Origin of the sequence: Nocardioides sp. (assembly GCF_031397825.1) — a bacterium.
Lineage (GTDB): Bacteria > Actinomycetota > Actinomycetes > Propionibacteriales > Nocardioidaceae > Nocardioides.
Genome location: NZ_JANNML010000002.1, coordinates 23303 through 48537, shown reverse-complemented (window position 1 = coordinate 48537; position 25235 = coordinate 23303). Strand labels below are relative to the sequence as shown.

The 25235-nt window shown below is 72.1% G+C and carries 27 protein-coding genes; 22 read left to right on the top strand and 5 right to left on the bottom strand.

Translation table 11 applies throughout. From position 1 onward, the window contains the following. Positions 1-2: 2 nt before the first annotated feature. Entirely contained in the window at positions 3-428 is a 426-nt protein-coding gene (locus RMN98_RS00265; protein ID WP_309646792.1) for an acyl-CoA thioesterase, read from the bottom strand. A gap of 44 nt (positions 429-472) precedes the next feature. Here RMN98_RS00265 and RMN98_RS00260 point away from each other — a divergent pair, with 44 nt between their 5' ends. The 10 genes from RMN98_RS00260 to RMN98_RS00215 all read left to right on the top strand — a co-directional run bounded on the left by RMN98_RS00260 (position 473) and on the right by RMN98_RS00215 (position 9262). Next, complete coding sequence (locus RMN98_RS00260; protein ID WP_309646791.1) at positions 473-1273, top strand: LLM class flavin-dependent oxidoreductase; 801 nt, start codon at positions 473-475, stop codon at positions 1271-1273. 102 nt (positions 1274-1375) lie between these two features. Next, positions 1376-3067: an alpha/beta fold hydrolase gene (locus RMN98_RS00255; RefSeq protein ID WP_309646790.1), complete on the top strand. Its 1692-nt coding sequence runs from the start codon at positions 1376-1378 to the stop codon at positions 3065-3067. Beyond that, complete coding sequence (gene phaZ / locus RMN98_RS00250; RefSeq protein WP_309646789.1) at positions 3057-3905, top strand: poly(3-hydroxyalkanoate) depolymerase; 849 nt, start codon at positions 3057-3059, stop codon at positions 3903-3905. The genes RMN98_RS00255 and phaZ overlap by 11 nt, the downstream gene beginning before the upstream one ends. Then, the gene (locus tag RMN98_RS00245) at positions 3902-5110 is read left to right on the top strand and encodes an acyl-CoA dehydrogenase family protein (protein ID WP_309646788.1); all 1209 of its coding nucleotides are present in this window, start codon (positions 3902-3904) and stop codon (positions 5108-5110) included. Before phaZ ends, RMN98_RS00245 begins: the two co-directional genes overlap by 4 nt. Beyond that, positions 5110-6348, top strand: a complete 1239-nt coding sequence (locus RMN98_RS00240) for a cysteine desulfurase-like protein (protein WP_309646787.1) — start codon at positions 5110-5112, stop codon at positions 6346-6348. Before RMN98_RS00245 ends, RMN98_RS00240 begins: the two co-directional genes overlap by 1 nt. Positions 6349-6352: 4 nt before the next feature. Beyond that, positions 6353-7132, top strand: coding sequence for an exodeoxyribonuclease III (locus RMN98_RS00235; protein WP_309646786.1), 780 nt, complete (start codon positions 6353-6355; stop codon positions 7130-7132). A gap of 37 nt (positions 7133-7169) precedes the next feature. Continuing rightward, entirely contained in the window at positions 7170-7364 is a 195-nt protein-coding gene (locus RMN98_RS00230; RefSeq protein ID WP_309646785.1) for a hypothetical protein, read from the top strand. Continuing rightward, positions 7348-7686, top strand: a complete 339-nt coding sequence (locus RMN98_RS00225) for a type II toxin-antitoxin system PemK/MazF family toxin (protein WP_309646784.1) — start codon at positions 7348-7350, stop codon at positions 7684-7686. Before RMN98_RS00230 ends, RMN98_RS00225 begins: the two co-directional genes overlap by 17 nt. A 54-nt stretch (positions 7687-7740) precedes the next feature. Then, positions 7741-8826 carry a DNA recombination protein RmuC gene (locus RMN98_RS00220; RefSeq protein ID WP_309646783.1) on the top strand — a complete coding sequence of 362 codons (1086 nt, stop codon included), beginning with the start codon at positions 7741-7743 and terminating at the stop codon, positions 8824-8826. Between the two features lie 10 nt (positions 8827-8836). Continuing rightward, the gene (locus tag RMN98_RS00215; protein ID WP_309646782.1) at positions 8837-9262 is read left to right on the top strand and encodes a DUF6542 domain-containing protein; all 426 of its coding nucleotides are present in this window, start codon (positions 8837-8839) and stop codon (positions 9260-9262) included. Here the strand turns inward: RMN98_RS00215 and RMN98_RS00210 are convergent. Next, a complete protein-coding gene (locus RMN98_RS00210) occupies positions 9222-9842 on the bottom strand; it encodes an L-threonylcarbamoyladenylate synthase (protein WP_309646781.1) in 621 nt (206 codons plus the stop codon). The two genes, RMN98_RS00215 and RMN98_RS00210, sit on opposite strands and share 41 nt — an antisense overlap. A 217-nt stretch (positions 9843-10059) precedes the next feature. Between RMN98_RS00210 and RMN98_RS00205 the strand changes: the two genes are divergently transcribed. Genes RMN98_RS00205 through RMN98_RS00185 form a run of 5 tightly spaced genes read left to right on the top strand, consistent with a single transcriptional unit; the run spans position 10060 to position 17101 of the window. Then, a complete protein-coding gene (locus tag RMN98_RS00205) occupies positions 10060-12000 on the top strand; it encodes a cellulose biosynthesis cyclic di-GMP-binding regulatory protein BcsB (RefSeq protein ID WP_309646780.1) in 1941 nt (646 codons plus the stop codon). 2 nt (positions 12001-12002) lie between these two features. Continuing rightward, a complete protein-coding gene (locus tag RMN98_RS00200) occupies positions 12003-13679 on the top strand; it encodes a hypothetical protein (RefSeq protein ID WP_309646779.1) in 1677 nt (558 codons plus the stop codon). After that, positions 13676-15625 carry a glycosyltransferase gene (locus RMN98_RS00195; RefSeq protein ID WP_309646778.1) on the top strand — a complete coding sequence of 650 codons (1950 nt, stop codon included), beginning with the start codon at positions 13676-13678 and terminating at the stop codon, positions 15623-15625. Before RMN98_RS00200 ends, RMN98_RS00195 begins: the two co-directional genes overlap by 4 nt. Then, positions 15618-16676 carry a glycosyltransferase family 2 protein gene (locus RMN98_RS00190; protein ID WP_309646777.1) on the top strand — a complete coding sequence of 353 codons (1059 nt, stop codon included), beginning with the start codon at positions 15618-15620 and terminating at the stop codon, positions 16674-16676. The genes RMN98_RS00195 and RMN98_RS00190 overlap by 8 nt, the downstream gene beginning before the upstream one ends. Further along, entirely contained in the window at positions 16673-17101 is a 429-nt protein-coding gene (locus RMN98_RS00185) for a GtrA family protein (RefSeq protein WP_309646776.1), read from the top strand. Before RMN98_RS00190 ends, RMN98_RS00185 begins: the two co-directional genes overlap by 4 nt. Here RMN98_RS00185 and RMN98_RS00180 read toward each other — a convergent pair. After that, positions 17079-18080: a 4-hydroxy-3-methylbut-2-enyl diphosphate reductase gene (locus RMN98_RS00180; RefSeq protein WP_309646775.1), complete on the bottom strand. Its 1002-nt coding sequence runs from the start codon at positions 18078-18080 to the stop codon at positions 17079-17081. The genes RMN98_RS00185 and RMN98_RS00180 overlap by 23 nt on opposite strands. A 63-nt stretch (positions 18081-18143) precedes the next feature. Here RMN98_RS00180 and xseA point away from each other — a divergent pair, with 63 nt between their 5' ends. Both xseA and RMN98_RS00170 read left to right on the top strand, forming a co-directional pair. Then, the gene (gene xseA, locus RMN98_RS00175; protein ID WP_309646774.1) at positions 18144-19403 is read left to right on the top strand and encodes an exodeoxyribonuclease VII large subunit; all 1260 of its coding nucleotides are present in this window, start codon (positions 18144-18146) and stop codon (positions 19401-19403) included. Continuing rightward, complete coding sequence (locus RMN98_RS00170; protein WP_309646773.1) at positions 19400-19600, top strand: exodeoxyribonuclease VII small subunit; 201 nt, start codon at positions 19400-19402, stop codon at positions 19598-19600. Before xseA ends, RMN98_RS00170 begins: the two co-directional genes overlap by 4 nt. 60 nt (positions 19601-19660) lie before the next feature. On the opposite strand, the gene RMN98_RS00165 is transcribed toward RMN98_RS00170, so the two are convergent. After that, on the bottom strand, positions 19661-20227 hold the full coding sequence (locus RMN98_RS00165) for a DUF4245 family protein (protein WP_309646772.1): 567 nt from the start codon (positions 20225-20227) through the stop codon (positions 19661-19663). 172 nt (positions 20228-20399) lie between these two features. Here RMN98_RS00165 and RMN98_RS00160 point away from each other — a divergent pair, with 172 nt between their 5' ends. The 5 genes from RMN98_RS00160 to glpX are packed head-to-tail and all read left to right on the top strand — an operon-like array spanning position 20400 to position 24430. Further along, positions 20400-20795, top strand: coding sequence for a helix-turn-helix domain-containing protein (locus tag RMN98_RS00160; RefSeq protein ID WP_309646771.1), 396 nt, complete (start codon positions 20400-20402; stop codon positions 20793-20795). Then, positions 20795-21583, top strand: a complete 789-nt coding sequence (modA, locus tag RMN98_RS00155) for a molybdate ABC transporter substrate-binding protein (RefSeq protein ID WP_309646770.1) — start codon at positions 20795-20797, stop codon at positions 21581-21583. Before RMN98_RS00160 ends, modA begins: the two co-directional genes overlap by 1 nt. Then, complete coding sequence (locus RMN98_RS00150) at positions 21583-22395, top strand: ABC transporter permease (RefSeq protein WP_309646769.1); 813 nt, start codon at positions 21583-21585, stop codon at positions 22393-22395. The genes modA and RMN98_RS00150 overlap by 1 nt, the downstream gene beginning before the upstream one ends. After that, positions 22392-23393 carry an ABC transporter ATP-binding protein gene (locus tag RMN98_RS00145; RefSeq protein WP_309646768.1) on the top strand — a complete coding sequence of 334 codons (1002 nt, stop codon included), beginning with the start codon at positions 22392-22394 and terminating at the stop codon, positions 23391-23393. Before RMN98_RS00150 ends, RMN98_RS00145 begins: the two co-directional genes overlap by 4 nt. A 23-nt stretch (positions 23394-23416) precedes the next feature. Further along, a complete protein-coding gene (gene glpX, locus RMN98_RS00140) occupies positions 23417-24430 on the top strand; it encodes a class II fructose-bisphosphatase (RefSeq protein ID WP_397208402.1) in 1014 nt (337 codons plus the stop codon). Here the strand turns inward: glpX and RMN98_RS00135 are convergent. Next, on the bottom strand, positions 24398-25234 hold the full coding sequence (locus RMN98_RS00135; RefSeq protein WP_309646766.1) for an alpha/beta fold hydrolase: 837 nt from the start codon (positions 25232-25234) through the stop codon (positions 24398-24400). The genes glpX and RMN98_RS00135 overlap by 33 nt on opposite strands. Position 25235: the final 1 nt, after the last annotated feature.

The following is a 25235-nucleotide window of genomic DNA, read 5'->3' as shown; positions in this document are numbered from 1 at the left end:
GGTCAGGCCGGCGAGATGAGCGCCTTCAACCGCATCACGGCCGAGACCGACAGCGCCTTGGAGGTGCGCGTCGCGTCGTCGACCTGCACGATCACGCTCTCCCCGGTCGCGCAGCAGCGCCCGTCCTGGAAGATCGCCTGCTCCATCGTCACCGACGAGCGGCCGACCCGCGCGACGCGGGTGCCGATGTCGACCGTGCCCGGCCACTGGAGCTCACCGACGAACTGCACGACCAGCCGCGCGATCACGAACGACGCGCCCGCGTCGGCCAACGGGCCCGCCGCCCCGTGCAGCACCTCGACGCGGCCGGTCTCCAGCAACGAGGAGAAGACCGCGTTGTTGACGTGACCCTGGCGGTCGGTGTCGCCGTAGCGCAGCTTGTCCTGCGCGTGCGCCGGGAAGTGGTCGAGGGTGGGTGCGTTGCTCACGGCACCAGTGTGCCGCCGGCCGGCGGAGGTGCTTTCGTTGGACCATGCCCCAGACCGGAGTCGTCCTGCGCCCCCAGACCCCGCCCGAGGAGATTCGCGCCGTCGTCGAGCACGCGGACCGGGCCGGGATCGCCCAGCTGTGGCTCTGGGAGGACTGCTTCCTCGAGGGTGGCCTCACCACCGCGACGGCCGCCCTCGCCTGGTCCGAGCGGCTCGTCGTCGGGGTCGGGCTCCTGCCCGTGCCGCTGCGCAACCCCGCCCTGGTGGCGATGGAGGTCGCAACCCTGGCCCGGCTCTTCCCGGGACGCTTCGTGGCGACCCTCGGGCACGGCGTACAGCCCTGGATGGCGCAGGTCGGAGCCCGCGCCGACTCCCCCATGACGCTGCTGCGCGAGCACACCACCGCGGTGCGCGGCCTGCTGGCCGGGGAGCAGGTCGACGTCGACGGTCGCTACGTCCACCTCGACGCCGTGCGCCTCGACTGGCCCCCGCCGACGCCACCGACCCTGCTGCTCGGCGCGCGCGGTGACAAGAGCGTGGCGCTGGCCGGCGAGCTGACCGACGGGGTCCTGCTGGACGCGGTCGCCGACCCCGACGCCGTACGACGAGCCCGGGCGCTGGTGGACTCCTCACGGCCGGCGGGGCGCGAGGGCCGCGGCCAGGTCGTCGTCTACGCGGAGGTCGACTGGCGTGAGCACAGCACCGATGTCGCCCTCGACGCCCACGTGCGCGAGGTCGTCGACTCCTTCAGCTCGGCAGGAGCCGACACGGTGGTCCTCCAGGCGACGGGGGACGCCCCCGACCCGTCGCCCCTGATCGACGCGCTCGCGCGCGCCGGAGCCTGACCTCATCCTCCCGGGTGGGGGCGATCTTGGTGGCGCCCGTCACACTCAGGTGATTGCCCGCGGCGTCCGTCGTGGGTGGGTCGACGCCGCTCGGAGGCACCCATGACCGACACGACCACCCATCACGAGGACGATCTGGGCACCCCGCTCGACCTCCTCCTCGCCGATGCCAGCCGCGGTCCCGTCCGCCGCTTCCTGCCCGGGATGTCGGGGGTGAAGTTCGCGGCCGGACTGGCCCGTCACCCCCGGGCCGTGGCCGGTCGCACCGCCGGCCTGACCGCCGAGCTCGCCCGCGTGCAGGTCGGCCGCTCGGAGATCGCGCCGCACCCCAAGGACCGTCGCTTCAGCGACGAGGCCTGGGCCAAGAACCCGTTCCTCAGGCGCACGTTGCAGTCCTACCTCGCCGCCGGCGAGGCGATGCGGGGGCTGGTCGACGACGCCGGGCTCGGCCACGGCGACGAGCAGCGGATGGGCTTCATCGTCGACAACCTCGTCGAGGCCTCCTCCCCCAGCAACAGCCCCGTGCTCAACCCCAAGGTCCTCAAGCGGATCATCGACACCGGCGGCGGCAACCTCGTGGCGGGTGGGCGGCGCTTCGTGCGCGACTTCGCCACGGCCCCGCGCGTGCCGTCGATGGTCGAGCCCGACGCCTTCGAGGTCGGTGAGGACCTGGCGGTGACGCCGGGCCAGGTCGTGCTGAGGACCGATGTCTTCGAGCTCATCCAATATGCCCCGCAGACCCCCAAGGTCCGCACGGTCCCGCTGTTGATCGTGCCGCCGACGATCAACAAGTACTACGTCATCGACCTCGCCGAGCAGCGCAGCCTGGTCGAGCACCTCGTCCGGGACGGCCAGCAGGTCTACTGCATCTCCTGGCGCAACCCCGACGCCCGGCACGCCGACTGGGGGCTCGACACCTACGGCGAGGCGATCCTCGAGGCGATGACCACGGCCCAGGACATCTCCCGCCAGGACCAGGTTGCCGTGCTCGGCATCTGCTCGGGCGGCATGCTCGCCTCGATGGTGATGGCGCACCTGGCGGCGACCGACGACCTCGACCGCGTCGCGGCGTTCAGCCTCGCCGTCACGGTCCTCGACCAGCACGACGCCGGCCTGCCCAGCGCCCTGCTCTCGCACAAGGGCGCGGCGGCGTCGACACGCGCGTCACGGGAGAAGGGCTACCTCGACGGGCGGGCCCTCGCCGAGATCTTCGCGTGGCTGCGTCCCAACGACCTGATCTGGAACTACTGGGTCAACAACTACCTGATGGGCCACGCCCCCAAGGCGTTCGACATCCTCTACTGGAACGCCGACCCCGTGCGCATGACCGCCGGGATGCACCGCGACTTCATGGACCTCGCGCTGCGCAACGCACTGACCGAGGCCGGCGGCGCCACGTTGCTCGGCACCCCGATCGACCTGGGCGACATCGACGTCGACTCCTACGTCGTGGCCGGCATCGCCGACCACCTGTGCAAGTGGGAGTCCTGCTACCGCACCACCCAGCTCTTCGGCGGCGACTCCCGCTTCGTGCTCTCGACCAGCGGCCACATCGCCGCGATGGTCAACCCTCCGGGCAACGAGAAGGCCAGCTTCCAGACCTCCGACTCCAACCCCGAGAGCGCCGCGGAGTGGCTCGACGGGGCCCGCAGGGTCAAGGGCACCTGGTGGGACGACTACGCCGCCTGGCTCGCCGCCCGCACCGGTCCCGAGCGGGGCAAGCCGCGCCGGGCCGGATCCGCGAGGTTCGAGCCGCTGTGCGACGCTCCTGGGACCTATGTCCATGACCGCTGAGCTGCCCCTGGCAGCACCCGACACCGTGCGCACGGTCGCCGTGCGCGGCATCGCGGCGCGCGTCTCCGTGCGCCCCGGCGTCGGTCGCTTCGTCCACGAGCCGCCGCTCCTGCTGTGCAACGGCATCGGGGTCTCGTTGGAGGTGCTGCAGCCCCTCGTCGACGCACTCGACCCCGAGCGCGGCGTCGTACGTTTCGACGTCCCCGGCGTCGGCGGCAGCGCCCTTCCCCCGCTGCCCTACCCGATCGCCGGGCTCGCGTCCTGGGTCTCGGCCCTGATGAGCAAGCTCGGGCACCGCGAGTTCGACGTGCTCGGCCTCTCGTGGGGCGGCGGGCTGGCGCAGCAGCTCGCGGTCCAGTCCCGCAAGCGCGTACGCCGCGTGGTGCTGGTCGCTACCGGCACCGGCTTCCTGATGGTCCCCGCCCACCCCTCGGTGCTGGCCAAGATGGCGACGCCCCGCAGGCACCGCGACCCGGCCTATGCGCGGCGCATCGCCGCCGACATCTACGGCGGCACCATGCGCACCGACCCCGAGAAGGGGGCACAGCTGCTGCACGCCGTGACGCGGTCGGGCCCCAAGCGCGGCTACTACTACCAGCTGGCCGCGATGACCGGCTGGTCGAGCCTGCCGTTCCTCGGGCTGATCCGTCAGCCCACGCTGGTGATGGGCGGCACCGACGACCCGATCATCCCTGCGGCCAACCCCCGGCTGCAGGCCCGCCTGATCCCGCACGCCCGACTGCACCTCTACGACGGTGGCCACCTCGGCATCGTCACGGAGGCCGACGAGCTCGCTCCCGTGGTGGAGCGGTTCCTGGACGAGGAGACCCCCTCATGACCGACAGCCCAGGCCTGACCGAACGCGACCTCGAGGACTCCCCGTTCTCCGACTTCCTCGGCTTCGAGCTGCTCCTCGACGACGCCGACCGTGAGCTCCTCAGCAGCGTCCGCGCGTTCATGACGCGCGAGGTCGAGCCGGTCATCAACGAGCACTGGACGCGCGGGGAGTTCCCCCACGAGCTCGTCGCCGGGCTCGCCGAGCTCGGCATCGCCGGCCTGGCCTACGACGGCCCCGGCTGCCCGGCGCGCGGTGCCCTGGTCGACGGCATGGTCGCGATGGAGCTCAGCCGGATCGACCCGTCGATCGGCACGTTCATGGGCGTGCACGGCGGGCTCGCGATGGGCTCGATCCAGCTCTGCGGATCCGACGAGCAGCGCGAGCGCTGGCTGCCGGCGATGGCGCGGATGGAGCTGATCGGCGCCTTCGGCCTGACCGAGCCCGACGTCGGCTCCGCGATCTCGCAGGGCCTCGCGACCAGTGCCCGCCGCGACGGCGACGGCTGGGTGCTCAACGGCGAGAAGAAGTGGATCGGCAACGCCTCCTTCGCCGACCTCGTCGTCATCTGGGCACGCGACGAGGACGACGGCGAGGTCAAGGGCTTCGTGGTCGAGAAGGACACCGAGGGCATGACCTTCGACGTGCAGCGGGACAAGATCGCGCTCCGCGTCGTGCAGAACGCCGAGATCCACCTGCGCGACGTCCACGTGCCCGAGGCCAACCGGCTGCAGGAGGCCACCGGCTTCGCCAGCACCGCCAACGTCCTGCGCGTCACGCGCATGGGCGTCGCGTGGCAGGCCGCCGGGTGCGCCCGCGGGGCCTACGAGCACGCCCTGCGCTACACCAAGTCGCGCGAGCAGTTCGGCCGACCGATCGCCTCCTTCCAGCTGGTGCAGGACCTGCTGGTCAAGATGCTCTCCAACGTCACGGCGTCGACGGCGATGAACGTGCGTGCCTCCCAGCTCCAGGACGCCGGGCTGCTGCGCGACGAGCACGCCTCGCTCTGCAAGGTGCACAGCACCGTGCGGATGCGCGAGACCGTCGGCTGGGCCCGCGAGGTCCTCGGCGGCAACGGCATCCTGCTCGAGCACCACGTCGGCCGCTTCGTCGCCGACGCGGAGGCGATCTACTCCTACGAGGGCACCCGCGAGATGAACACCCTGATCGTCGGGCGCGCGATCACCGGCGAGAGCGCGTTCGTCTGATGGCCGACCGTGGGCTCGGCACGGGGCTCGACACCGGGCTCGACACGGCGCGCATCCGCTCCCACTTCCCCGCGCTGGATGCGGGCGTGGCTCACTTCGACGGTCCCGGTGGCTCGCAGGTGCCGCTGGTCGTCGCGCAGGCGGTCGCCGACGCGATGACGTCGGGCATGTGCCAGCGCGGCACGCTCACCGCGAGCGAGCGGCGTACGGACGCCGTGACGCTCGCCGCCCGCCAGGCGGTCGCGGACCTCGTCGGCGGCGACCCGGGCGGCGTCGTCTTCGGCCGCTCGATGACCCAGCTGACGATGGACCTCGCGCGCACGCTGGCTCAGGACTGGGGCCCTGGCGACGAGGTGGTCGTGACGCGGCTCGACCACGACGCCGACATCCGGCCCTGGGTGATCGCCGCCGAGCGGTCCGGGGCGACCGTGCGCTGGCTGGGCTTCGACCCGGTCACCACCGACCTCGACGACGTGACGCCGCTGCTCTCCGAGCGCACCCGCGTGGTGGCTCTCACCGGCGCCTCCAACCTCCTCGGCACCCGGCCCGACGTCGCCGCCGTGGCGGCTGCCGCCCACGCGGTCGGCGCGCTGGTGTTCGTCGACGCGGTCCACCTGACGCCCCACGCACCGGTCGACCTGGCGTCGCTCGGCGCCGACGTCCTGGTCTGCTCGCCCTACAAGTTCTTCGGCCCGCACCTCGGCGCGCTGGTCGCGTCTCCCGCCCTGCTCGAGGGGCTGCGGCCCGACAAGCTGCTGCCGTCGAGCGACGCCGTGCCCGAGCGCTTCGAGCTCGGCACGCTGCCCTACGAGCTGCTCGCCGGCGTCACCGCCGCGGTCGACTTCATCGCCGACCTCCTCCCGTCGCCCGCTGTCGAGGGAGGCCCACGGCGCGAGCGCGTCCTCGCCTCGATGGCCGCGCTCGAGGCCCACGAGGACCTGCTGCTGCACCACCTGCTCGACGGGCTGGCCGGGATCGAGGCCGTGACGGTCCACGGCCGACCCGCTCGTCGTACGCCGACGGTGCTGTTCACCGTCGCCGGCCACTCCCCCGGCGCGGTCCACCGCCACCTCGGCGAGCTGGGCGTCAACGCCCCGGCCAGCCACTTCTACGCGCTCGAGGCCTCGCGCCACGCGGGCCTGGGCGACGAGGGCGGCGTGCGGGTGGGGCTCGCGGCCTACACGACCCGGGACGAGGTGGACCGGCTGCTCGACGGGGTGCGGGCACTCCTAGGCTGAGCGGATGCGCCTGGCCACCTGGAACGTCAACTCCCTCCGCTCGCGCATCGACCGGGTCGAGGCCTTCCTCGAGCGCCACGACGTCGACGTGCTGGCGCTCCAGGAGACCAAGGCGCGCGAGGACCAGCTGCCCCTGATGGGGCTGCAGTCGGCCGGCTACGAGGTCGCGGCAGCCGGCTACCACCAGTGGAACGGCGTCGCCATCATCAGCCGGGTCGGGCTCGACGACGTCCAGGTCGGCTTCGAGGGGATGCCCGGGTTCGGCGACCCGCTGACCGCGGAGGCGCGGGCGATCGGCGCGACCTGCGCCGGCGTGCGGGTGTGGTCGCTCTACGTGCCCAACGGTCGCAAGGTCGACGACCCGCACTACGTCTACAAGCTCGACTGGCTCGCGCGGCTGCGCGCCGCGGCCCTGGACTGGCGCGGGGGACCGACCGCGCTCGTCGGCGACTGGAACATCGCGCCGCTGGACGAGGACGTCTTCGACATGGCGCAGTTCGCCACCTCGACGCACGTGACGGCGCCGGAGCGGGCGGCGTTCCAGGCGTTCCTCGACGACGGCTACGTCGACGTCGTGCGGCCCCACACTCCCGGCCCGGACGTCTACACCTACTGGGACTACTACCGTCAGCGCTACGAGCGCAACCGCGGCCTGCGCATCGACTTCGTGCTCGGCTCGGCGCCGTTCGCGGGCCGGGTGACGGGGGCCTTCATCGACCGCGAGGAGCGCGCCGGCACCGGTGCCTCCGACCACGCGCCGGTCATCGTGGACCTGGCTGACTGATCGGACTGGCGGACGCAGCCGACGTATGCTGATCTGCATGCAGACCACCAGCGTGCGCATCGACACGGCCACTCATGACGAGATCAAACGTCTCGCCCTCGCTCTGGGCACGACGGTCGGCAATACCGTCACCTTGGCCGTCAGGTCCTTGGCGCAGGAACAGATGGGGCAACAGCTGAACGCTCCCCTGACTGGCGACGAGATCGCTTGGCTCGATGCCGAACTCGGGTGACGTCGTTCGGCTCGATCTAAGTGTCCCGCAAGGACGTGAGGCGGGCTTCCCCCGGCCTGCCGTCGTGGTGACCTCGTCGGCCGTCTTGAGGCACCAGCCCACCGTCGTCCAGGTCGTCCCCCTCACGTCGACGATCCGTGACTACGACGCCGAGGTGCTGATCGAGGCCGACGACGGCAACGGTCTGGGCAACGACTCGGCGGCGCAGTGTCAGCACGTGCGCTCCATCGCGGTCTCGAGGTTGAGCCCGGCCATCGGGACGGTCTCTTCCGTCCAGCTTCGGCAGATCCGCGAGACGCTGGGTCTTCTGCTGGATCTGTGAGGCACGTCCGCGACGTCCCCGGCACTGTCGGTGGTCACGTCCATGCTGGTGATCATGACCGTCACCACGCTCGTCGCGCTGCTGCTCTGCCTCGCCGTCGGTGCCCTCGTGGGCTACCTCGCCGGGCTGCTCCGCGGCCGCGACCACTCGTCGTACGACGAGCGCGCGGGCGCCGCGCTCGACCAGCGCGCCGCGGACCAGGCGGTGGTGAAGGAGGGGCTCGACCGGCTGCAGGACCAGATGCGCGACCTCGAGCACAACCGGGTGGCGTGGCAGAGCCAGCTGCACGAGCAGGTCCTCGACATGCGTCACGCCAACGACGCGCTGCGCCGGGAGACCCAGTCGCTGTCGACCGCCCTGCGCAAGCCACAGGTGCGTGGGCGCTGGGGCGAGCTGCACCTGCGTCGTGCCGTGGAGCTCGCGGGGCTCGTCGACCGGTGCGACTTCTCCGAGCAGGTGCGCCTCGACGACGGCGCCCGCCGTCCTGACCTCGTGATCCACCTGGTCGGCGAGCGAGCGCTGGTCGTCGACGCCAAGGTGCCGCTCGACGCCTATCTCGACGCCACCTCCAGCGACGACGACGACGTGCGCGCCGGCCACCTGGCCCGCCACGCCCGCCAGGTGCGGACCCACGTCGACCAGCTGGGCGCCAAGGCCTACTGGCGCTCGCTCGAGGTGAGCCCGGAGTTCGTGGTGCTCTTCATGCCCGCCGAGTCGTTCCTCGCCGCGGCCCTGGAGGCCGACGGCGACCTGATCGACTACGCCGCGACCCGCCAGGTCGTGCTGGCCACCCCGACGACGCTGATCGCGCTGCTGCGCACCGTCGCCCACGGCTGGAGCCACGAGGCCCTCGCCGACCAGGCCCGCGAGATCCACCGGCTCGGGCGCGACCTCCACGCGCGGCTCGGCACCCTCGGCACCCACGTCGACCAGCTAGGTCGCTCGCTCAACGCGGCCGTCGGTCACTACAACCAGGCGGTCGGGTCGCTGGAGTCGCGGGTGCTGGTGGCGGCCCGCCGGTTCAGCGACCTGTCGGTCACCGACGACGACCTGGCGACGCCGCGCGCGGTCGAGCTGCGGGCGGTCTCCCGGCGCGTCGCCCCCGGCGAGTCGGACGAGGACCATACGGTGGCCCTGTGATCGAGGCATCATGACGCACGCCCGGACCCTCTGGGAGGAGGGGCGCGAGCCAGGCCGACAGGTCGTCGCGCTCGGGGTCGCTGCTGCCCTCACCGTGGTCGTGGTCGACCTGTTGCTCGGCGGTCACATCAGCTTCTTCTTCGACCTCTGCTTCGTCGCCCTCTGCGTGGCGCTCGCCCTGACCGTGCGCCCCTCGGACTTCTTCACCGTCGGCGTCCTGCCGCCACTGCTGATGATCGGGGTCTTCGTCCTGGTCGGCATCAGCCGCCCGGCGGTCATCGGCCACCCCGAGGACGGCGCTGTCCAAGCGGTCATCACCGGCCTGTCCGAGCACAGCCTCGCGCTCGTCTCCGGCTACGTGCTGTGCCTGGCCACCCTCTACGTCCGCCAGCGGGTCATGCGAAACGGTCGGGGTCTCCTGCACCACGACGCGTGACCTCGGGGGCGCCCGAGGACCAGTCGACGACCGTGGTCGGCTCGGCCGGGGTGTCGCCGGCCTCGATGACCAGGTCGACCTCGTGGTCGAGCTCCTCCTTGACCTCCCAGCCAAGCGTGCGCGGCTCGGTCTCCCCCGGCAGGATCAGCGAGCTCGACAGCAACGGCTCGCCGAGCACCTCCAGCAGCGCCTGGACGAAGGTGTGGTCGGGGATGCGCACGCCGACGGTCTTCTTCTTGGGGTGCATCAGCCGCTTCGGCACCTCCGGCATCGCCGGGAGGATGAACGTGTAGGGACCCGGCGTCGCGGAGCGGATGGCCCGGAAGGCCGAGTTGTCGACGTGCACCATCTGTCCCAGCTGGGAGAAGTCCTTGCAGATGAGCGTGAGGTGGTGACGCTCGTCCAGCCCGCGGATGCGCAGGATCCGGTCACGGCCGTCCCGGTTGCCGATGCGCGAGCCCAAGGCGTAGCCGGAGTCGGTCGGGTAGGCGATCAGCGCGTCGTTGCGCAGCTCCTCGGCGACCATCTCGAGCAGCCGCGGCTGCGGGTTGTCCGGGTGGATGTCCACGAACCTGGCCATCGGCCCCTCCTGCTTCCGTCGAAGACCGGTCGCACCGACCCGTCGGTTCGATGGTCTCAGCCCGGGCGGACGCCCCGCCGACCGGCTGGTACCTCAGTGTTCCTCGTACGAGGATTTCATCAATTCGAGGTATGCGCACCCTCCTCGGCCCTACCCTCGCCGCGGGGAGCAGGACGGAACGCGCAGCCGCGCCGGACGTCCTCGCTCGGGGGGAACGATGAGAGCAACGCTGATCGTGGCCGTGGTGGCCACGTGCCTGTCCACCAGCCTGGGCGTGATGCTGCCGGTCCCTGCCGCGAGCGCCGACGAGATGGGCCTGCCGCAGGCGCTGGGCACGCAGGGCACGGCGCCCAACACCATCTCGCTGCCGGTGCCTGCCGGGGTCGTCCCGACCGCGATCCGCGCCCGGCTCAGCGTCGAGGGCGCGCGCGGCGGGTCGGTGCGCGTCGTGGTCGCCGGCCGGACCCGTGTCGTCGTCGCGGCCCGGCCGAGCCAGCCCCTGTCCCTGCCGGTCTCGCGCGCCGACGTCGGTCCGAACGGCACGATCTCGGTCGGGACGCAGTACGTCGAGCCCCGCGCCACCGGCTGCCGGGTCGGCGAGGACCCGGTGCTGACGCGGCTCAGTGGGATCACCTTGGCCTTCGACGGCACCGAACGCACCCCCACCTCCGTCGCAGGCTTCCTGCCCGCGACCGCCTCGCGCGTGGACGTCGTCGTGCCCGACGACGCGTCGCCGGCCGTGCTCGAGGCCGGCCTGACGGCCGTGGTGGCCCTGAGCGACCGCTACCCCGCACCCACACCGGTGCTGCTCACCCCCGAGAGCAGCCGTGTCCCGGACACGGGTGCCGGACAGCGGATCATCCGCATCGATCCCGGTCCCGGATCGGAGGTCATCTCGACGATCGCCACCTGGCGCGACGTCCCGACCCTGACCATCGCCGGCTCCGGGCCCGGACTGGTTGACGCGGCCCGCGCCCTGGACTCCGACGCCCTCGCCCTGGGCGACGCCCCGAGCGTCACGACGCTCGGCCTCTCGCAACCCGACCGCGACGTCGACACACGACTGTCCCTGGCCGAGCTGGGCAACGAGACGCTCCGGCTCTCCGGGTGGGGGCGGTCCAGTGCCTACGTCGGCATCCCCCAGGACTCCTTCGGCGGCCCGGTCGACTCCCTCGAGCTGGACCTGGTCGGCGTGCACACCGCCGTCCGCGACGCCCACGCCCAGGTCGAGGTCTTCCTCAACGACCGCCTCGTCGGCTCGACCGTCCTCGACGAGGAGGCCGACTTCAGCATCCACGTGGAGGCACCGGCCAGCATGATGCGGGCCGAGAACGCCCTGGAGGTGACCCTCACCGCCGCCCCCGACGACGGCCGGTGCGGGACGACCGCGACCCAGGCGCCGGTGCTGCTCGACATCGACCCGGCCCGGTCGTTCGTCGCGACGACACGCGGCACGGGCCACCTGAGCGGTTTCGACCGCTTCCCCCAGGTCTTCGGGGGCGAGGTCGCCGTGGCCGTCCGCCCCACCTCGACCCAGCCCCTCGCTGACGCCCAGGACGCCGCGGTGCTCCTCGCCGCCCTGCAACGTGTCGCGAGCCACCTCCTCACCATCCGCCTGGTCAGCCCCGACGAGCTCATCACCGGGACCGACTCGGGCCTCCTCGTGGGCGCGACCTACGACGACTCCGCCGCGCTGCGTGCCCCGCTGCGCCTGTCGGGCATGCGGCTGGTCGATCTCGCGGAGGAGACCTTCTCCTTCGCCGCCGACAGCCCCTATGCGGCGCTCGAGGCCGTGCACGAGGGCGGCCGGGACGTGCTGCTGCTCGGTGAGTGGTATCCCGAGGCCACGCTCAGCCGCGCCGACCTCACCGACCGGGCGGTGCAGAGCGTGGCGAGCACAGGCTGGCGCGACCTGCACGCGGACCTGCTGATCGCCACCCAGGACCGCGAGCCCTTCCGGCTCTCGACCGACTCCGTGATCCCCCAGGCCGACCGTCTCGACGAGCAACGCTCCCTGATCTGGTGGTTCGGCATCGGGACCGGCTTGGTGCTCCTCGTGCTGCTCCTTCAGCTCGGGCTCGCCAGTCACCGCAACCGCGCCATCCGCGACCTGGTGCGGGCACAGGAGAGCGGCGACGGCCCGGGACTGGACGACTGACCATGACCCTCCAGACGTCCGCGCCGCCCGCCGACCCGGCACCAGCGAGCACGACGTCGTACGCCGCGCGCATGCAGGGCGACCCCACCGGGCGTCGCGTCCGCGGCAGCCTGCCCGTCTTCGCGTTCGCGGTCCTGGTCGGGACCGCAGCATCGGTCCACACCGTGAGGTCCGGCACCAACCTCGACTACGGCGACGCGATGGCCCACCTGACGATCGCGCGGCGGGTCATCGACAACAAGGCACCGGGGCTGGCCCAGCTCGGCACCGTGTGGCTGCCGCTGCCCCACCTGCTGCTCATGCCCCTGGTCCAGGACATGTGGCTCTTCCGCACCGGCGTGGCCGGCTGCATCGTGAGCACCCTGTGCCTGGGGGCGTCCGCCACGGCGCTGTGGCGCACGACGGCACGGCTCGGGCTCGGCATGCTCGCGCGTCTGGTCGCCCTGCTGGTGCTCGTGGCCAACCCGAGCCTGCTCTACGTCTCGACGACCGCCCTGACCGAGCCGGTGCTCATCGCGACGATGCTCGGCACCATCGCGGGAGTGGCGGGCTGGTGCCGCAGCCGCCGACAGCTCAGCGGCGGAGAGCTGGCGGTCTTCGCCGGGATCCCCGCTGCTGCTGGGGTCCTGACCCGCTACGAGGCCTGGCCGCTGGTCATCAGCGCCCTGGTCGTCGTGATCGTGGCCAGCCATCGGCGCGGCTGCTCGTGGCGACGGTCCGGGCTCTACGGACTGGCCTTCGCGGCACCCTCGATGCTCGCCGCCAGCTGGTGGCTGGCCTACAACACCGCCGTCTACGGCACGCCGGTGGAGTTCCTCACCGGGCAGTACTCGGCAGCCGCCTTCACCCAGGTCTACCTCGACAACGGGCTCCTGGCCACCAAGGGCAACCCCGGGCTGTCGTTCGCGGTCCTCGGTTGGGCGCTGCTGGAGACCGCCGGCCTGGTCGCGCTCGTCGCCGCCGGGGTCGGGCTGCTCCTCATGACCTGGCACTGGGGGCTCGAGGACCGAGCACTGATCGTCTGGATGGCCGCGAGCTCGAGCGCGTTCCTGCTCTTCAGCCTGACGACCGGCCAGCACATCATGGTCAACGACAAGTCTCTGCCCACCGGGGCCTACAACAACCGCTACGTGCTCTCCGCGATCCCGTGGCTGGCCCTGCTGGCCGCCGTCGGCGTCCACCACGTCGTACGCCGTGCACCGCAGGTCCGCATGCTGCTCGCCGCCGCGCTCCTGGTCGCCGTGACGGCGCAGAACGTGTGGTGGCTCCAGGCGCCGACCGCGCACATGACCGTGATCGAGGAGGCACACGACCAGCACGTGGCCTACACCCGGATCAAGGCGGCGGCGACCTGGCTGCACACGCACTACGACGGGGGCGGGATCCTGATGGACCAGACCCCCGACAAGTCGTCGCTGGCCCCGGTCCTCGGCATCCGGATCGACGAGTTCTTCACCCGCGCCTCCGGACCTGTCTTCCAGGAGGCGATCGAGGATCCCTACGCCCACGCGCGGTGGGTCTTCATGCACCGCCGGCAGGTGACCAGCAGCGCCACCGAGACCGGCCGCGACCTGGTGACCAGGGCCCTCGCCAAGGACCCGCAGTTCCACGCGCGCTACCGGCTCGTCTACGCCATCGCCGACATCGGCATCTACCGGCGGCTGGAGGGGACGCCGTGACGACGACCCGGGAGCCGACCGCGCCCAACGCGCTCGGCGACGAGCGACCGATGCTGGTGAGGCGAGGCGCCGTCACGGCGCAGCAGCACGCCGCCGCCCGCCGGCGCCAGCTGCTCGAGGGGGGTGACCTGCACCAGTACCTGCTGATGGACGGCGTCCTGAGCAGGGCCGAGCTCTACGACCACCTCGCGCAGGAGTGGCGGATCCCCCACGTCGACCTGATCCGCGAGCCCTGCGACCCCGCCCTGCTGTCGCGGATGAGCCGACGCGTGGCCATGCGCGAGGGCTGGATCCCGTGGCGCCGTTCCGGCGACCTGGTGGTGCTGGCGACCACCGTGCAACCCAGCGAGGCGGCAGCGGGCGTGGCGCGCGAGCTCTTCGGCTCCGGGCGCGTCGAGTTCCGCGCGACGACCCCGTGGGACCTGTGGAGCGCCCTCGAGGTCGGTCATCACGACCTGCTGCTCTACGAGTCGGCCGAGCGGCTCGCGACCGAGCACCCGATGGCCTCCGCCCGCGCCGGGCTCGCCCCCTGGCAGCGTCGCGTGCCGGTCGCCATCGTGCTCTCGCTCGCGGCCGGCTTCGTGCTTGCCCCGCTCAACACGCTCGTGCTGGTGCTCTCGCTGGCCAACACCCTCTTCCTCAGCAACATCGTCTTCAAGACCGTCGCGTCCTTCCTGGTCCCCACCCGTGCACTGCTCCGCTCGCGCCGCACGCTGGCGGAGATGAGGGCGCGGCAGCGCTGCGGCCTGCCACCGGTGTGGGTCCCGGTCGACAGCGACGCCCTCCTGCCGACGTACACGGTGCTGGTGCCGGCCTACAAGGAGGCCAACATCGTGGCCAAGCTGGTCCGCAACATCGGTGCGCTGGACTACCCGCCGGCCAAGCTCGACGTGATGCTCCTGCTCGAGGCCGACGACGAGGAGACGATCGCGGTCGCCCGCGCCATCGCGTTGCCGGAGCACGTGCGCGTGGTGATCGTGCCTCCGGGATCACCGCAGACCAAGCCGCGTGCCTGCAACTACGGCCTCGCGTTCGCCCGCGGCACCTACGCCGTCATCTACGACGCCGAGGACCGGCCCGACCCCCAGCAGCTGCGGATGGCCGCGTCGGCGTTCGCGCGCGACCGACTGGAGCGCGCGCACGGGCTGAGCCACCGCCCCCCGCTGGCGGTCGTGCAGGCCTCGCTGCACTACTTCAACGCTGACTACAACGTGCTCACCCGGATGTTCGCGGTGGAGTACGCGCACTGGTTCGAGGCGATGCTCCCCGGCATGGACATGGCCCGGCTGCCGCTCCCGTTGGGCGGCACGTCCAACCACTTCGACGTCGCCTCGCTGCGACAGATGGGAGCCTGGGACCCCTACAACGTCACCGAGGACGCCGACGCCGGCCTGCGCGCCAACCTCCTGGGCTACCGCGTCGCGGTGATCGACTCCTCCACCGGGGAGGAGGCCTGCGCCCACGTCGGCGCCTGGATCAAGCAGCGCACCCGGTGGATCAAGGGCTACATGATCACCGCGGCCGTCAACACCCGCAGTCCGCTGCGCTTCGCGCGCGCCGTCGGCCCCCTCGGGGTCATCGGCATGCTGGGCCTGATCATGGCCACCCCGCTGGCGTTCCTTGCCTACCCCCTCGCGCTGGCACTGACGGTCGCGACCTACGTCGGGGTGCAGTTCATCGGTCTCACCCTGCCGCCGCTGCTCGTGGAGGTCAGCGTCCTCACCTTCGTCTTCGGCAACCTGGTGATGATCGTCTCCGCCGGCGCCGCGGCGACCTGGCGCTACAGCTGGCGGATCGGGGTCTTCGCGATCTTCAGTCCTGTCTATTGGCTCCTCCACAGCTTCGCCGCCTGGCGCGCTCTGTACCAGGTGATCCGGGACCCGCACCGATGGGAGAAGACCCCCCACGGCATGACCGAGGACTACGAGAGCGATGCCCATGTCTGAGCGCCCCACCACCCCCGCCCGGTCCCAGCGCCCGCTGATCACCTACGTCCTGCCGGTCTACGACGAGGAGGAGAACCTCGCGGCCTTCCACGAGGTGCTGGAACGAGCCACCCGCACCCGGCCCGACCTGCGCTTCGAGTTCATCTACGTCGACGATGGCAGCCGTGACGACTCCCTGGGCCGGTTGCTCGCGCTGCGCGGCGCTGACCACCGCGTCAGCGTGCTCAGCTTCTCGCGCAACTACGGGCACCAGATCGCTGTCACGGCCGGTCTGGACGCTGCCGCAGACGCCGACGCGGTCATCGTCATGGACACCGACCTTCAGGACCCCCCGAGCGTGAGCATGCAGATGATCGAGCGCTGGGAGGCCGATGCCGACGTGGTCTACGCCCAGCGCCGCAGCCGGCGCGACTCGGCGTTCAAGCGCGTCACGGCCTACGCCTTCTACTGGGCCCTCGACCGGCTCGCCTCGGTGAAGATCCCACGCAACGTCGGCGACTTCCGGCTGATGGACCGAGCCGTCGTCGCGGAGGTCTCGCGCTACCGCGAGCACGAGCGCTTCCTGCGCGGCATCGTGGCCGACGTCGGCTTCCGACAGGAGGCGCTGCTCTTCGACCGCGACGCACGACACGCAGGACGCAGCCACTACCCGTTGCGCTCGATGCTGCACTTCGCGGCCAACGGCATCCTCGGCTTCTCCACCGCGCCCCTGCGCTGGATCTCCAGGCTCGGCATCCTCATCTCCGGGGTCAGCGTGGCGCTCGCGTGCTACGTGCTCTACGTGCGGCTCTTCGTGCCCAGCCAGGCCGTGCCCGGATGGGCCTTCCTGGGGGTCGGCATGTTCCTCCTCAGCGGGCTGCAGCTGGTCATGATGGGCGTGATCGGCAGCTATCTGGGGCGGGTCTACGTCGAGACGCAGGACCGGCCCCTCTACTCGCTGGCGATGACTGCGCGTGGCACCCACGTGTCCGCCCGCCGAGTGCCGGCGCCACGCGAGTCGGCGCCGCGCGAGCCGGTCGTCGATCCCGTGCTGGCCGAAGGTGGCGGATGACCTCCCGGGTGCATCCCCGTGGGGTGGTCGTGGCGCGCTTCGCCACCGTCGGGTTCACCAACACCGCCATCGACGTGACGCTGTTCATGCTGCTGCACGGCAGCCTCGGGATCATCGGCGCCAACCTCGTCTCCACCAGCGCCGGCATGGCCTTCAGCTTCGTCGTCAACGGCCTGGTCACCTTCGGCAGCGGTCGCCTGACCCTGCGTCACGCGGCGTTGTTCCTCGCCACCACGGGCGTGACCATGTGGGTCGTGCAACCCGTGCTGATCGGGCTGCTGGACGGCCCACTCCCCGTCCTCGCAGCCAAGCTGCTGGCGCTCACGGTGAGCGTGGTGCTCAACTTCGCGGCCTACCACTGGGTGGTCTGGCCGACGTCGTACGACGAGGCGGTCGGACCGGTCAGCTCCGGCCGGCGGCCTTGAGGTCGCGGCGCAGCTCCTTGGGCAGCGAGAAGATCAGCGACTCCTCGGCGCTGTGGACCGCCTGGGCGTCGGGGTAGCCGCGCTCGGCGAGGTAGGCGAGCACGCCGTCGACCAGGGCCTCGGGGACGCTGGCCCCGGAGGTCACGCTGACGTTGCGGACGCCCTCGAGCCAGGCCTCGTCGATCTCGGAGGCGTCGTCGACGCGATAGGACGCCTTGGCGCCGGCCTCGAGCGCGACCTCGACCAGGCGCACGGAGTTGGAGGAGTTGCCCGAGCCGACCACGATCAGGAGGTCGGCGTCACGGGCGATCTCCTTGACCGCGAGCTGGCGGTTCTGCGTCGCGTAGCAGATGTCGTCGCTGGGCGGGTCGAGCAGCAGCGGGAAGCGCTCGCGGATCGCCGCGACCGTCTCGAGCGTCTCGTCGACCGAGAGCGTGGTCTGGCTGAGCCAGGCGACGCGGGCCGGGTCACGCACCACGATGCCCGCCACGTCGGCGGGGCTCTGCACGAGCTGGATGTGGTCGGGCGCCTCGCCCGCGGTGCCCTCGACCTCCTCGTGGCCCTCGTGGCCGATGAGGAGGATGTCGTAGTCGTCCTCGGCGAACCGCTTCGCCTCGTGGTGGACCTTGGTCACCAGCGGGCAGGTCGCGTCGATCGTCTTGAGCTCACGCTCCTCGGCCTGGCGGTGCACCTCGGGGCTCACGCCGTGGGCCGAGAAGACCACCGTGGCGCCGGCCGGCACCTCCTCGATCTCCTCCACGAAGATCGCCCCCCGCGACTCGAGGTCGGCCACGACGTGCTTGTTGTGGACGATCTGCTTGCGCACGTAGACCGGCGAGCCGTAGAGGTCCAGCGCCTTCTCCACCGTCACCACGGCCCGGTCGACGCCCGCGCAGTAACCCCGAGGCGCGGCCAGCAGGACCGCTCGCTCCGCCTCGTCGGTGGGCAGGAGGCGCGGGGTGCCGAGGTCGGTGCTCATGGGTCCGAGTCTACGGGGGCCGGCGGCGGCGTCTCGACGGCTGCGGTGTCCTAGGGTCACCGCATGGCCCTGGACACCTCACCCCAGTCGCCGGCGCCGGTGCGGCAGATCGCCAACGCGATCTCCGGCTGGGTCGACCGGCTGGGGGCCGTGTGGGTCGAGGGGCAGGTGGCGCAGGTGAGCCGCCGACCGGGCGTGGGCACGGTGTTCCTCACGCTGCGCGACTCGGTGGCCGACATCTCGGTGCCGGTGACCTGCTCGCGGGTGATGTACGACGGGCTCAATCCGCCGCTCGTCGAGGGCGCCAGTGTCGTGATCCACGCGAAGCCGTCCTACTACGCGACCCGCGGCACGATGTCGCTCTATGCCCGCGAGATCCGGATGGTCGGGCTGGGCGAGCTGCTGGCCCGTCTCGAGCAGCGGCGTCAGCTCCTGGCCGCCGAGGGTCTCTTCGACCAGGCCCGCAAGCGGCGGCTGCCGTTCCTGCCCGGCAAGGTCGGGCTGGTCACGGCGCCCAACTCGGCGGCCGAGCGCGACGTGCTCGAGAACGCCCGCCGGCGCTGGCCGGCGGTGGCCTTCGAGGTCCGCCACGCCGCCATGCAGGGCACCCGGTCCGCCGCCGAGGTCATGGAGGCGCTCGACCGGCTCGACCGCGACCCGACCGTCGACGTGATCGTGATCGCCCGGGGCGGCGGGGCCGTCGAGGACCTGCTGCCGTTCTCCGACGAGGGCCTGATCCGGGCGGTCGCCAAGGCGCGCACCCCGGTCGTCTCCGCCATCGGCCACGAGCCCGACACCCCGCTGCTCGACCTGGTCGCCGACGTACGCGCGTCCACGCCCACCGACGCCGCCAAGCTCGTCGTCCCCGACGTGGGCCAGGAGCTGGCCGGCATCGCCCAGGCCCGGCTGCGCATGCGCCAGGCCGTGGGCGGTCGGATCCACCAGGAGCAGTCACGCCTCGACCAGCTCCGCTCACGCCCGGCGATGGCCGACCCGCGCTCACTGCTCGACGCGCGCGACGCCGAGCTCGTCGCCCTGCGTGAGCGGGCCCGCCGCACGCTGCGCCACGCCCTCGACCGCGCCGCCGACGACATCGGCCACCACCGCGCCCGCGCCCGCGCCCTCTCCCCGCTCGCGACCCTCCGGCGCGGTTACGCCGTGGTCCAGGACGACGACGGACACGTCGTGTCGTCGGTCGACGGACTCGCGGCGAAGCAGAGGATCAGCGTCCGCGTCGCCGACGGCCGCATCGCCGCGACGATCACCGCTGCCACCCCCGACCCCACTCCCCCGACCGTGCACGAGGAAGACGAGCCCGCATGAGTGACGAGACCCCCTCCTACGAGGCCGCCCGCGACGAGCTGCTCGACGTCGTGAGACGACTCGAGACCGGCGGTACGACGCTCGAGGAGTCACTGGCGCTCTGGGAGCGCGGTGAGCAGCTCGCCACCGTCTGCCAGACCTGGCTCGACGGAGCGCGTGCCCGGCTCGACGCGGTCATCGAGGCCGAGGAAGACTGAGCCGGGACGTCATGCGCTCCGAGCCTGCGACTCCACAGCACGCATGACGTCGCGGACGACTCAGGGAGTCAGAGGCTCCGTGGTGAGCAGCTCGATCAGCAGCGTGAGATCGGCCCGACTGGCCGATCCGTAGACCAGCAGCTGCTCCTCGCCGAGCTCGGCCGCATAGGCGAGGTCGCCGCCCTCGTCGGAGTAGCCCTCCCACGACGTGGCGATCGGGCTGTCCACGGACAGCGCGTCCTCCTCGGAGATGTTGTCCGGCTCCTCGTCGACATAGGTCGCGAGCAGCTCGTCGAGCGCCTCGTCCTCCTGGCGCACACCCACGAACGTCCCCGCGTCGGTGAGGATCGACAGGCCGAAGGCCGGCCGCTCCCCCGGCACGATCGTCACGTTGGTCGCCTTCCACCCCTCGGGCAGCGTGGGGGGATAGGCGATCTCCACGTCGGCGTCCTGGGCGAGCTGGACGGTCTCGAGGTAGTCGACCGCGTCCCGCTCGATCTCCTCGTCCTGGCTGGTCAGGGCGCGGAAGACCACCCACGCCAGCACCGCCACGACCGTGATGACCAGCGCGGCCACCAGACCGTCGACCGACCTGTTGTAACGCCCGGGCGTCCCGCTCTCGCTCACCGGACCAGTGTCACAGGTGCCCTGAATTCGCCGTGTGCCGACCCTCGCCCACCTCGCGGCCGGGGCCGCCGCGGTGACGGCCGTCGTGAGCCTCGACGCGAAGGTCTTCCTGACTGCCGCAGTTGCGGCACTGTGACTGGTCACTTGACCGCAGGTGCGGCATGATCTGAGCGTGAACATCTACCGAGTTGCGGAGGCAGCCGAGATCCTCGGCGTCAGCGACGACACCCTGCGCCGCTGGATCGAGGCCGGCAAGGTCGCGGCCACGTCGGTCGACGGGCGCAGCACGATCGCCGGTGAGGACCTGGCCGAGCTGGCCGAGTCCCTCGCCGACGGCCGCGACCCCGACCCCGGGCGGGCCTCCGCCGTGAGCGCCCGCAACCGGCTCACCGGCATCGTCGTCCGGATCAAGAAGGACACCGTCATGGCCCAGGTCGACCTGATCTGCGGGCCCTACCGGGTCGTGTCGCTGATGAGTGCCGAGGCGGCCGACGAGCTCGGCCTCCGCCCCGGGGTGCGCGCCGTCGCCTCGGTCAAGTCCACCAACGTCGTCGTGGAGCGTGCCTGATGAAGCAGATGTGGCAACCCGCCCGAGCCCTGGCCCCCGGCGCCCTGCTCGCCCTCCTGCTCCCCCTGGCCGCCTGCGGCTCCGACGACGGGGGCGACGGCGGCAGCGCTGGCGGCGACACCACGATCACCGTTCTCGCGGCGGCCTCCCTGACCGACACCTTCACCGCGCTCGCGGAGGACTTCGAGGCCGAGCACGAGGGTGTGAGCGTCAAGCTCGCCTTCGACTCCTCGGCCACGTTGGCCGAGCAGGCCGTGGGCGGCGCGCCGGCCGACGTGCTGGCCACGGCCGACACCGCGACGATGGACGACGCGAGCGAGGCCCTGGCCGCCGACCCGCAGCTCTTCGCGACCAACACCATGGTGCTGGCGCTGCCCGCCGACAACCCGGCCGGCATCACCTCCTACGACGACCTGGGCTCGGGTGAGGTCACCTACATCGTCTGCGTCGACACCGCCCCGTGCGGCAAGGTGGCTGCGGCCCTGATCGAGAGCACCGGCCTCACGGCCGAGCCTTCCAGTCTCGAGGTGGACGTGAAGGCGGTCCTGTCCAAGGTCATCACCGACGAGGCCGACGCGGGCTTCGTCTACGCGACCGACGCGGTCGCCGCCGGGGACGCGGTCACCACCGTGGAGATCCCGGGCGCCGCCGAGCAGGTGACCTCCTACCCGATCGCGCCGCTGGTGCAGTCCGGGGAGTCCGGCCTCGCGCAGGAGTTCGTCGACCTGGTGCTCTCCGAGGCCGGCCAGCAGACGCTCGCTAACGCCGGCTTCGGCCCGCCGAGCTGATGGTCCGACGCAGCGACCCGACGACGCGGCAGACCCTCGGTCGACCACCGGCGGTCCTGGTCGTCCCCGCCGCGATCGCCGCCGGCCTGCTGGTCCTGCCCCTGGTCGCCCTGGTCCTCGACACCCCCTGGTCGACCTTCCTCGACCAGCTCGGCAGCGAGCCGGTCCGCGAGGCGCTACGGCTCACCGCGGTCGCCTCGGGCGCCACGGTGGTCGCCTGCCTGGTGCTCGGCACCCCGTTGGCGTGGCTGCTGGCCCGCGTCGACTTCCGCGGCCGGGCGGTGCTGCGCGCCGCCGTCGCCGTGCCGCTGGTCCTGCCGCCCGTCGTCGCCGGCGTCGCCCTCGTCACCGCACTCGGCCGCAACGGCCTGGTCGGCCCGCTGCTGCGCGACGGCGGGATCACGCTGCCCTACACGACCGGCGCCGTCGTCATCGCCCACACCTTCGTGTCGATGCCGTTCTACGTGCTCAGCGTCGAGGGCGCGATGCGCTCCTCCGGCGAGCGCTTCGACGTCGTCGCCGCCACCCTGGGCGCCACCCGCTGGACGACCTTCCGCCGGGTCACGCTGCCGCTGGCCATGCCGGGCATCCTCGCGGGCTCCGTGCTGGCGTGGGCCCGCTCGCTGGGCGAGTTCGGCGCGACGATCACCTTCGCCGGCAACTACCCCGGCACCACCCAGACGATGCCGTCGCTGATCTACACGACCCTCCAGGGCGACCCCGCGCTCGCGCGCACGCTCAGCATGATCCTGCTGCTCGCCTCCGTCGCGATCCTCGCCGCCCTGCGCAACCGCTGGCTGACGACGCCATGACCGGGACCAGGACCGGCCTCGACGCCCGCATCCACGTCCCCGACCGTCTCGAGGCGACCCTCCAGGCGCCGCCCGGCTCGGTCGTCGCCGTCATCGGCCCCAACGGCGCCGGGAAGACCACCCTGTTGCGCGCGCTGGCCGGCCTGGTCGAGATGACCGGCCACGTCACCGTCGACGGCGAGAGCTGGAGCGACCCACCGCGTCTGGTGCGCGAGCGGCGCCTCGGCTTCGTCTTCCAGGACCAGTCGCTCTTCCCCCACCTCACCGCCCTGGCCAACGTGGCCTTCGGCCTCCAGTCCCGTCGTACGCCGCGGCGCGCGGCCGAGCAGGTCGCCCAGGGGTGGCTCGACCGCTTCGCCATTGGCCACCTGGCCGGTCGCAAGCCCGGCGAGCTCTCCGGCGGCCAGGCCCAACGCGTCGCGATCGCCCGCGCCCTGGCGTCCGAGCCCCAGCTGCTGCTGCTCGACGAGCCCTTCGCCGGGCTCGACGTCGGCGTCGCCACCAGCCTGCGGATCGAGCTGGCCCGCCACCTGGCCGACTACGCCGGGGTGAGCCTGCTGGTCACCCACGACGCGATCGACGCGCTGACCCTGGCCGACCGGGTCCTGGTGGTCGACGAGGGTCGGGTCGCCCAGTCCGGCAGCCCCCAGGAGGTGGCGGCCCGCCCGCTCACCGAGCACGTCGCGCGGCTCGTGGGGCTCAACGTCATCCGCGACGGCGAGACCTACCGCTCCTTCACCCCCAGCTCGGTGACCGTGTCGGTGCGCCGGCCCGAGGGCTCCGCGCGCCACCAGTGGCACGGCCCGATCGCCAGCGTCGCGCCGCACGGCGACGCCGTACGCCTCCTCGTCGCCGCTCACGGACCCGCCCCGCGGGAGCTCCTCGCCGACGTGACCCCCGGTGCGGCCACCGAGCTCGGGCTGACCCCGGGCCGCGACGTGTGGCTCTCCGTCAAGGAGACGGCGGTCCAGACCTACGCGGCGGACCGGGAGAGGTGACGGACACCGTTACGATGCCGACCATGGAACCCACCCTGGACGTCGCGCCCCAGTCCCCCGACCGCAACCTCGCGCTCGAGCTGGTGCGGGTCACCGAAGCCGCCGCGATGGCGGCCGGCCGCTGGGTGGGCAAGGGCGACAAGAACGGTGCCGACGGCGTGGCGGTCAACGCGATGCGCGTGATGATCTCGACCATCGGCATGAACGGCACCGTCGTGATCGGCGAGGGCGAGAAGGACAACGCGCCCATGCTCTACAACGGCGAGAAGGTCGGCGACGGCACCGGCCCCGAGTGCGACGTGGCCGTCGACCCGATCGACGGCACCACGCTGACCGCCAAGGGGATGGCCAACGCGGTCGCCGTGCTCGCGGTCTCCCCGCGCGGCTCGATGTACGACCCGTCCGCGGTGTTCTACATGGACAAGCTCGCAACGGGTCCCGAGGCCGCCGACGTCGTCGACATCCGCTTCCCCGTCGCGGAGAACATCCACCGGGTCGCCAAGGCCAAGGGCGGCAAGCCCGAGGACGTCACCGTCATGCTGCTCGACCGCCCGCGCCACGAGGCGCTCGCCGAGGAGATCCGGGCCACCGGTGCCCGCATCAAGTTCATCGTCGACGGCGACGTCGCCGGCGCGATCTCGGCCGCTCGCCCCGACAGCGGCGTCGACCTGCTCCTCGGCATCGGCGGCACCCCCGAGGCGATCATCACCGCCTGCGCGATGAAGTGCATGGGCGGCGTGATCCAGGGCCAGCTGTGGCCCCAGGACGACGCCGAGCGGCAGCGTGCGCTCGACGCGGGGCACAACCTCGACCGCGACTTCGTCCTCCACACCGACGACCTCGTCACCGGGGACGACTGCTTCTTCGTCGCCACCGGCATCACCGACGGCGACCTGATGCGCGGCGTGCGCTACCGCTCCGGTGGTGCGACGACCCACTCCCTGGTCATGCGCTCGCGCAGTGGCACGATCCGCTCGATCACCAGCGAGCACAAGCTCCAGAAGCTACGCAGTTATTCCGCGATCGACTTCGACTGAGACGGGCTGCGCCTGGCGGCGCAGCGACTCGACCACGTGGTCGATGACGCGCGGGTCGATGGCCATCCCGACGTGCGAGGCCCGGACCTCGATGGCGTGTGCCGCGGGGTCGACGCAGGCGCGCCAGTCGACGATCCCGTCGCGCCTGGAGTAGATCGCGGTGAAGCCGACGCCGAGGGGCACCGCCTCGCGGCTCTCGTCGAAGCTCTGGCGCGCGCAGCTGCCCGCGACGCACTCCTCCGACATGAGGCCCGGCACGCCGGCCCGGCTCAGCCGCACGAGCACGTCGACCCCAGCGGTGAGGGCGCGGTGGTGGGCGCCGGGAGCCAGCATCGGGCTGCCCATCGTGATGATCCCGGAGACGAGGTCGGGGCGGCGCACGGCGATCCCACGCGCGAGCATCCCGCCGAGGCTGTGGCCGACGACCTGCACCCGCCTGCCGCGGCGGATCGCGATCGACTCCAGCCGCGACTCGAGCTGGGCGGCGGCGTTGAGGGTGCAGCCGATGTTGGCGCGGATCGTCGAGCGGTAGGTGCGGTAGCCCTGCCTCCGCAGCGCCGCGGCCATGAGGGCCAGCGACGTGTCGCCGGCCAGGAAGCCCGGCACGAGCAGCACCGGGTCGGCCGCACGCACCGGCCCGCGGCCCGTGTAGGGGGTGCTGCGCCGGGTGCGGCCGTCGTCGACCGAGCGCAGCGCATAGCGTCCGGCCTCGGTGACGAGGCTCGCCTCGCGGGCCACGGCCACCAGCGCCGGCCGCGCATAGCCCTCCGGCAGGAGGAAGGAGGCCAGCGTGGAGGTGCTCATC

What these genes read in the sequence shown, in the direction of transcription:
- RMN98_RS00190 (WP_309646777.1), top strand. Translation starts at nt 15,618, where the DNA reads ATGTCTGAGCGCCCCACCACCCCCGCCCGGTCCCAGCGCCCGCTGATC.
- RMN98_RS00180 (WP_309646775.1), bottom strand. Translation starts at nt 18,080, where the DNA reads ATGAGCACCGACCTCGGCACCCCGCGCCTCCTGCCCACCGACGAGGCG.
- RMN98_RS00220 (WP_309646783.1), top strand. Translation starts at nt 7,741, where the DNA reads ATGACCGTCACCACGCTCGTCGCGCTGCTGCTCTGCCTCGCCGTCGGT.
- RMN98_RS00255 (WP_309646790.1), top strand. Translation starts at nt 1,376, where the DNA reads ATGACCGACACGACCACCCATCACGAGGACGATCTGGGCACCCCGCTC.
- RMN98_RS00215 (WP_309646782.1), top strand. Translation starts at nt 8,837, where the DNA reads ATGACGCACGCCCGGACCCTCTGGGAGGAGGGGCGCGAGCCAGGCCGA.
- RMN98_RS00210 (WP_309646781.1), bottom strand. Translation starts at nt 9,842, where the DNA reads ATGGCCAGGTTCGTGGACATCCACCCGGACAACCCGCAGCCGCGGCTG.
- RMN98_RS00235 (WP_309646786.1), top strand. Translation starts at nt 6,353, where the DNA reads ATGCGCCTGGCCACCTGGAACGTCAACTCCCTCCGCTCGCGCATCGAC.
- phaZ (WP_309646789.1), top strand. Translation starts at nt 3,057, where the DNA reads ATGACCGCTGAGCTGCCCCTGGCAGCACCCGACACCGTGCGCACGGTC.
- xseA (WP_309646774.1), top strand. Translation starts at nt 18,144, where the DNA reads ATGGCCCTGGACACCTCACCCCAGTCGCCGGCGCCGGTGCGGCAGATC.
- RMN98_RS00150 (WP_309646769.1), top strand. Translation starts at nt 21,583, where the DNA reads ATGGTCCGACGCAGCGACCCGACGACGCGGCAGACCCTCGGTCGACCA.
- glpX (WP_397208402.1), top strand. Translation starts at nt 23,417, where the DNA reads ATGGAACCCACCCTGGACGTCGCGCCCCAGTCCCCCGACCGCAACCTC.
- RMN98_RS00185 (WP_309646776.1), top strand. Translation starts at nt 16,673, where the DNA reads ATGACCTCCCGGGTGCATCCCCGTGGGGTGGTCGTGGCGCGCTTCGCC.
- RMN98_RS00145 (WP_309646768.1), top strand. Translation starts at nt 22,392, where the DNA reads ATGACCGGGACCAGGACCGGCCTCGACGCCCGCATCCACGTCCCCGAC.
- RMN98_RS00170 (WP_309646773.1), top strand. Translation starts at nt 19,400, where the DNA reads ATGAGTGACGAGACCCCCTCCTACGAGGCCGCCCGCGACGAGCTGCTC.
- RMN98_RS00135 (WP_309646766.1), bottom strand. Translation starts at nt 25,234, where the DNA reads ATGAGCACCTCCACGCTGGCCTCCTTCCTCCTGCCGGAGGGCTATGCG.
- RMN98_RS00200 (WP_309646779.1), top strand. Translation starts at nt 12,003, where the DNA reads ATGACCCTCCAGACGTCCGCGCCGCCCGCCGACCCGGCACCAGCGAGC.
- RMN98_RS00230 (WP_309646785.1), top strand. Translation starts at nt 7,170, where the DNA reads ATGCAGACCACCAGCGTGCGCATCGACACGGCCACTCATGACGAGATC.
- RMN98_RS00240 (WP_309646787.1), top strand. Translation starts at nt 5,110, where the DNA reads ATGGCCGACCGTGGGCTCGGCACGGGGCTCGACACCGGGCTCGACACG.
- RMN98_RS00260 (WP_309646791.1), top strand. Translation starts at nt 473, where the DNA reads ATGCCCCAGACCGGAGTCGTCCTGCGCCCCCAGACCCCGCCCGAGGAG.
- RMN98_RS00245 (WP_309646788.1), top strand. Translation starts at nt 3,902, where the DNA reads ATGACCGACAGCCCAGGCCTGACCGAACGCGACCTCGAGGACTCCCCG.
- RMN98_RS00225 (WP_309646784.1), top strand. Translation starts at nt 7,348, where the DNA reads ATGCCGAACTCGGGTGACGTCGTTCGGCTCGATCTAAGTGTCCCGCAA.
- RMN98_RS00205 (WP_309646780.1), top strand. Translation starts at nt 10,060, where the DNA reads ATGAGAGCAACGCTGATCGTGGCCGTGGTGGCCACGTGCCTGTCCACC.
- modA (WP_309646770.1), top strand. Translation starts at nt 20,795, where the DNA reads ATGAAGCAGATGTGGCAACCCGCCCGAGCCCTGGCCCCCGGCGCCCTG.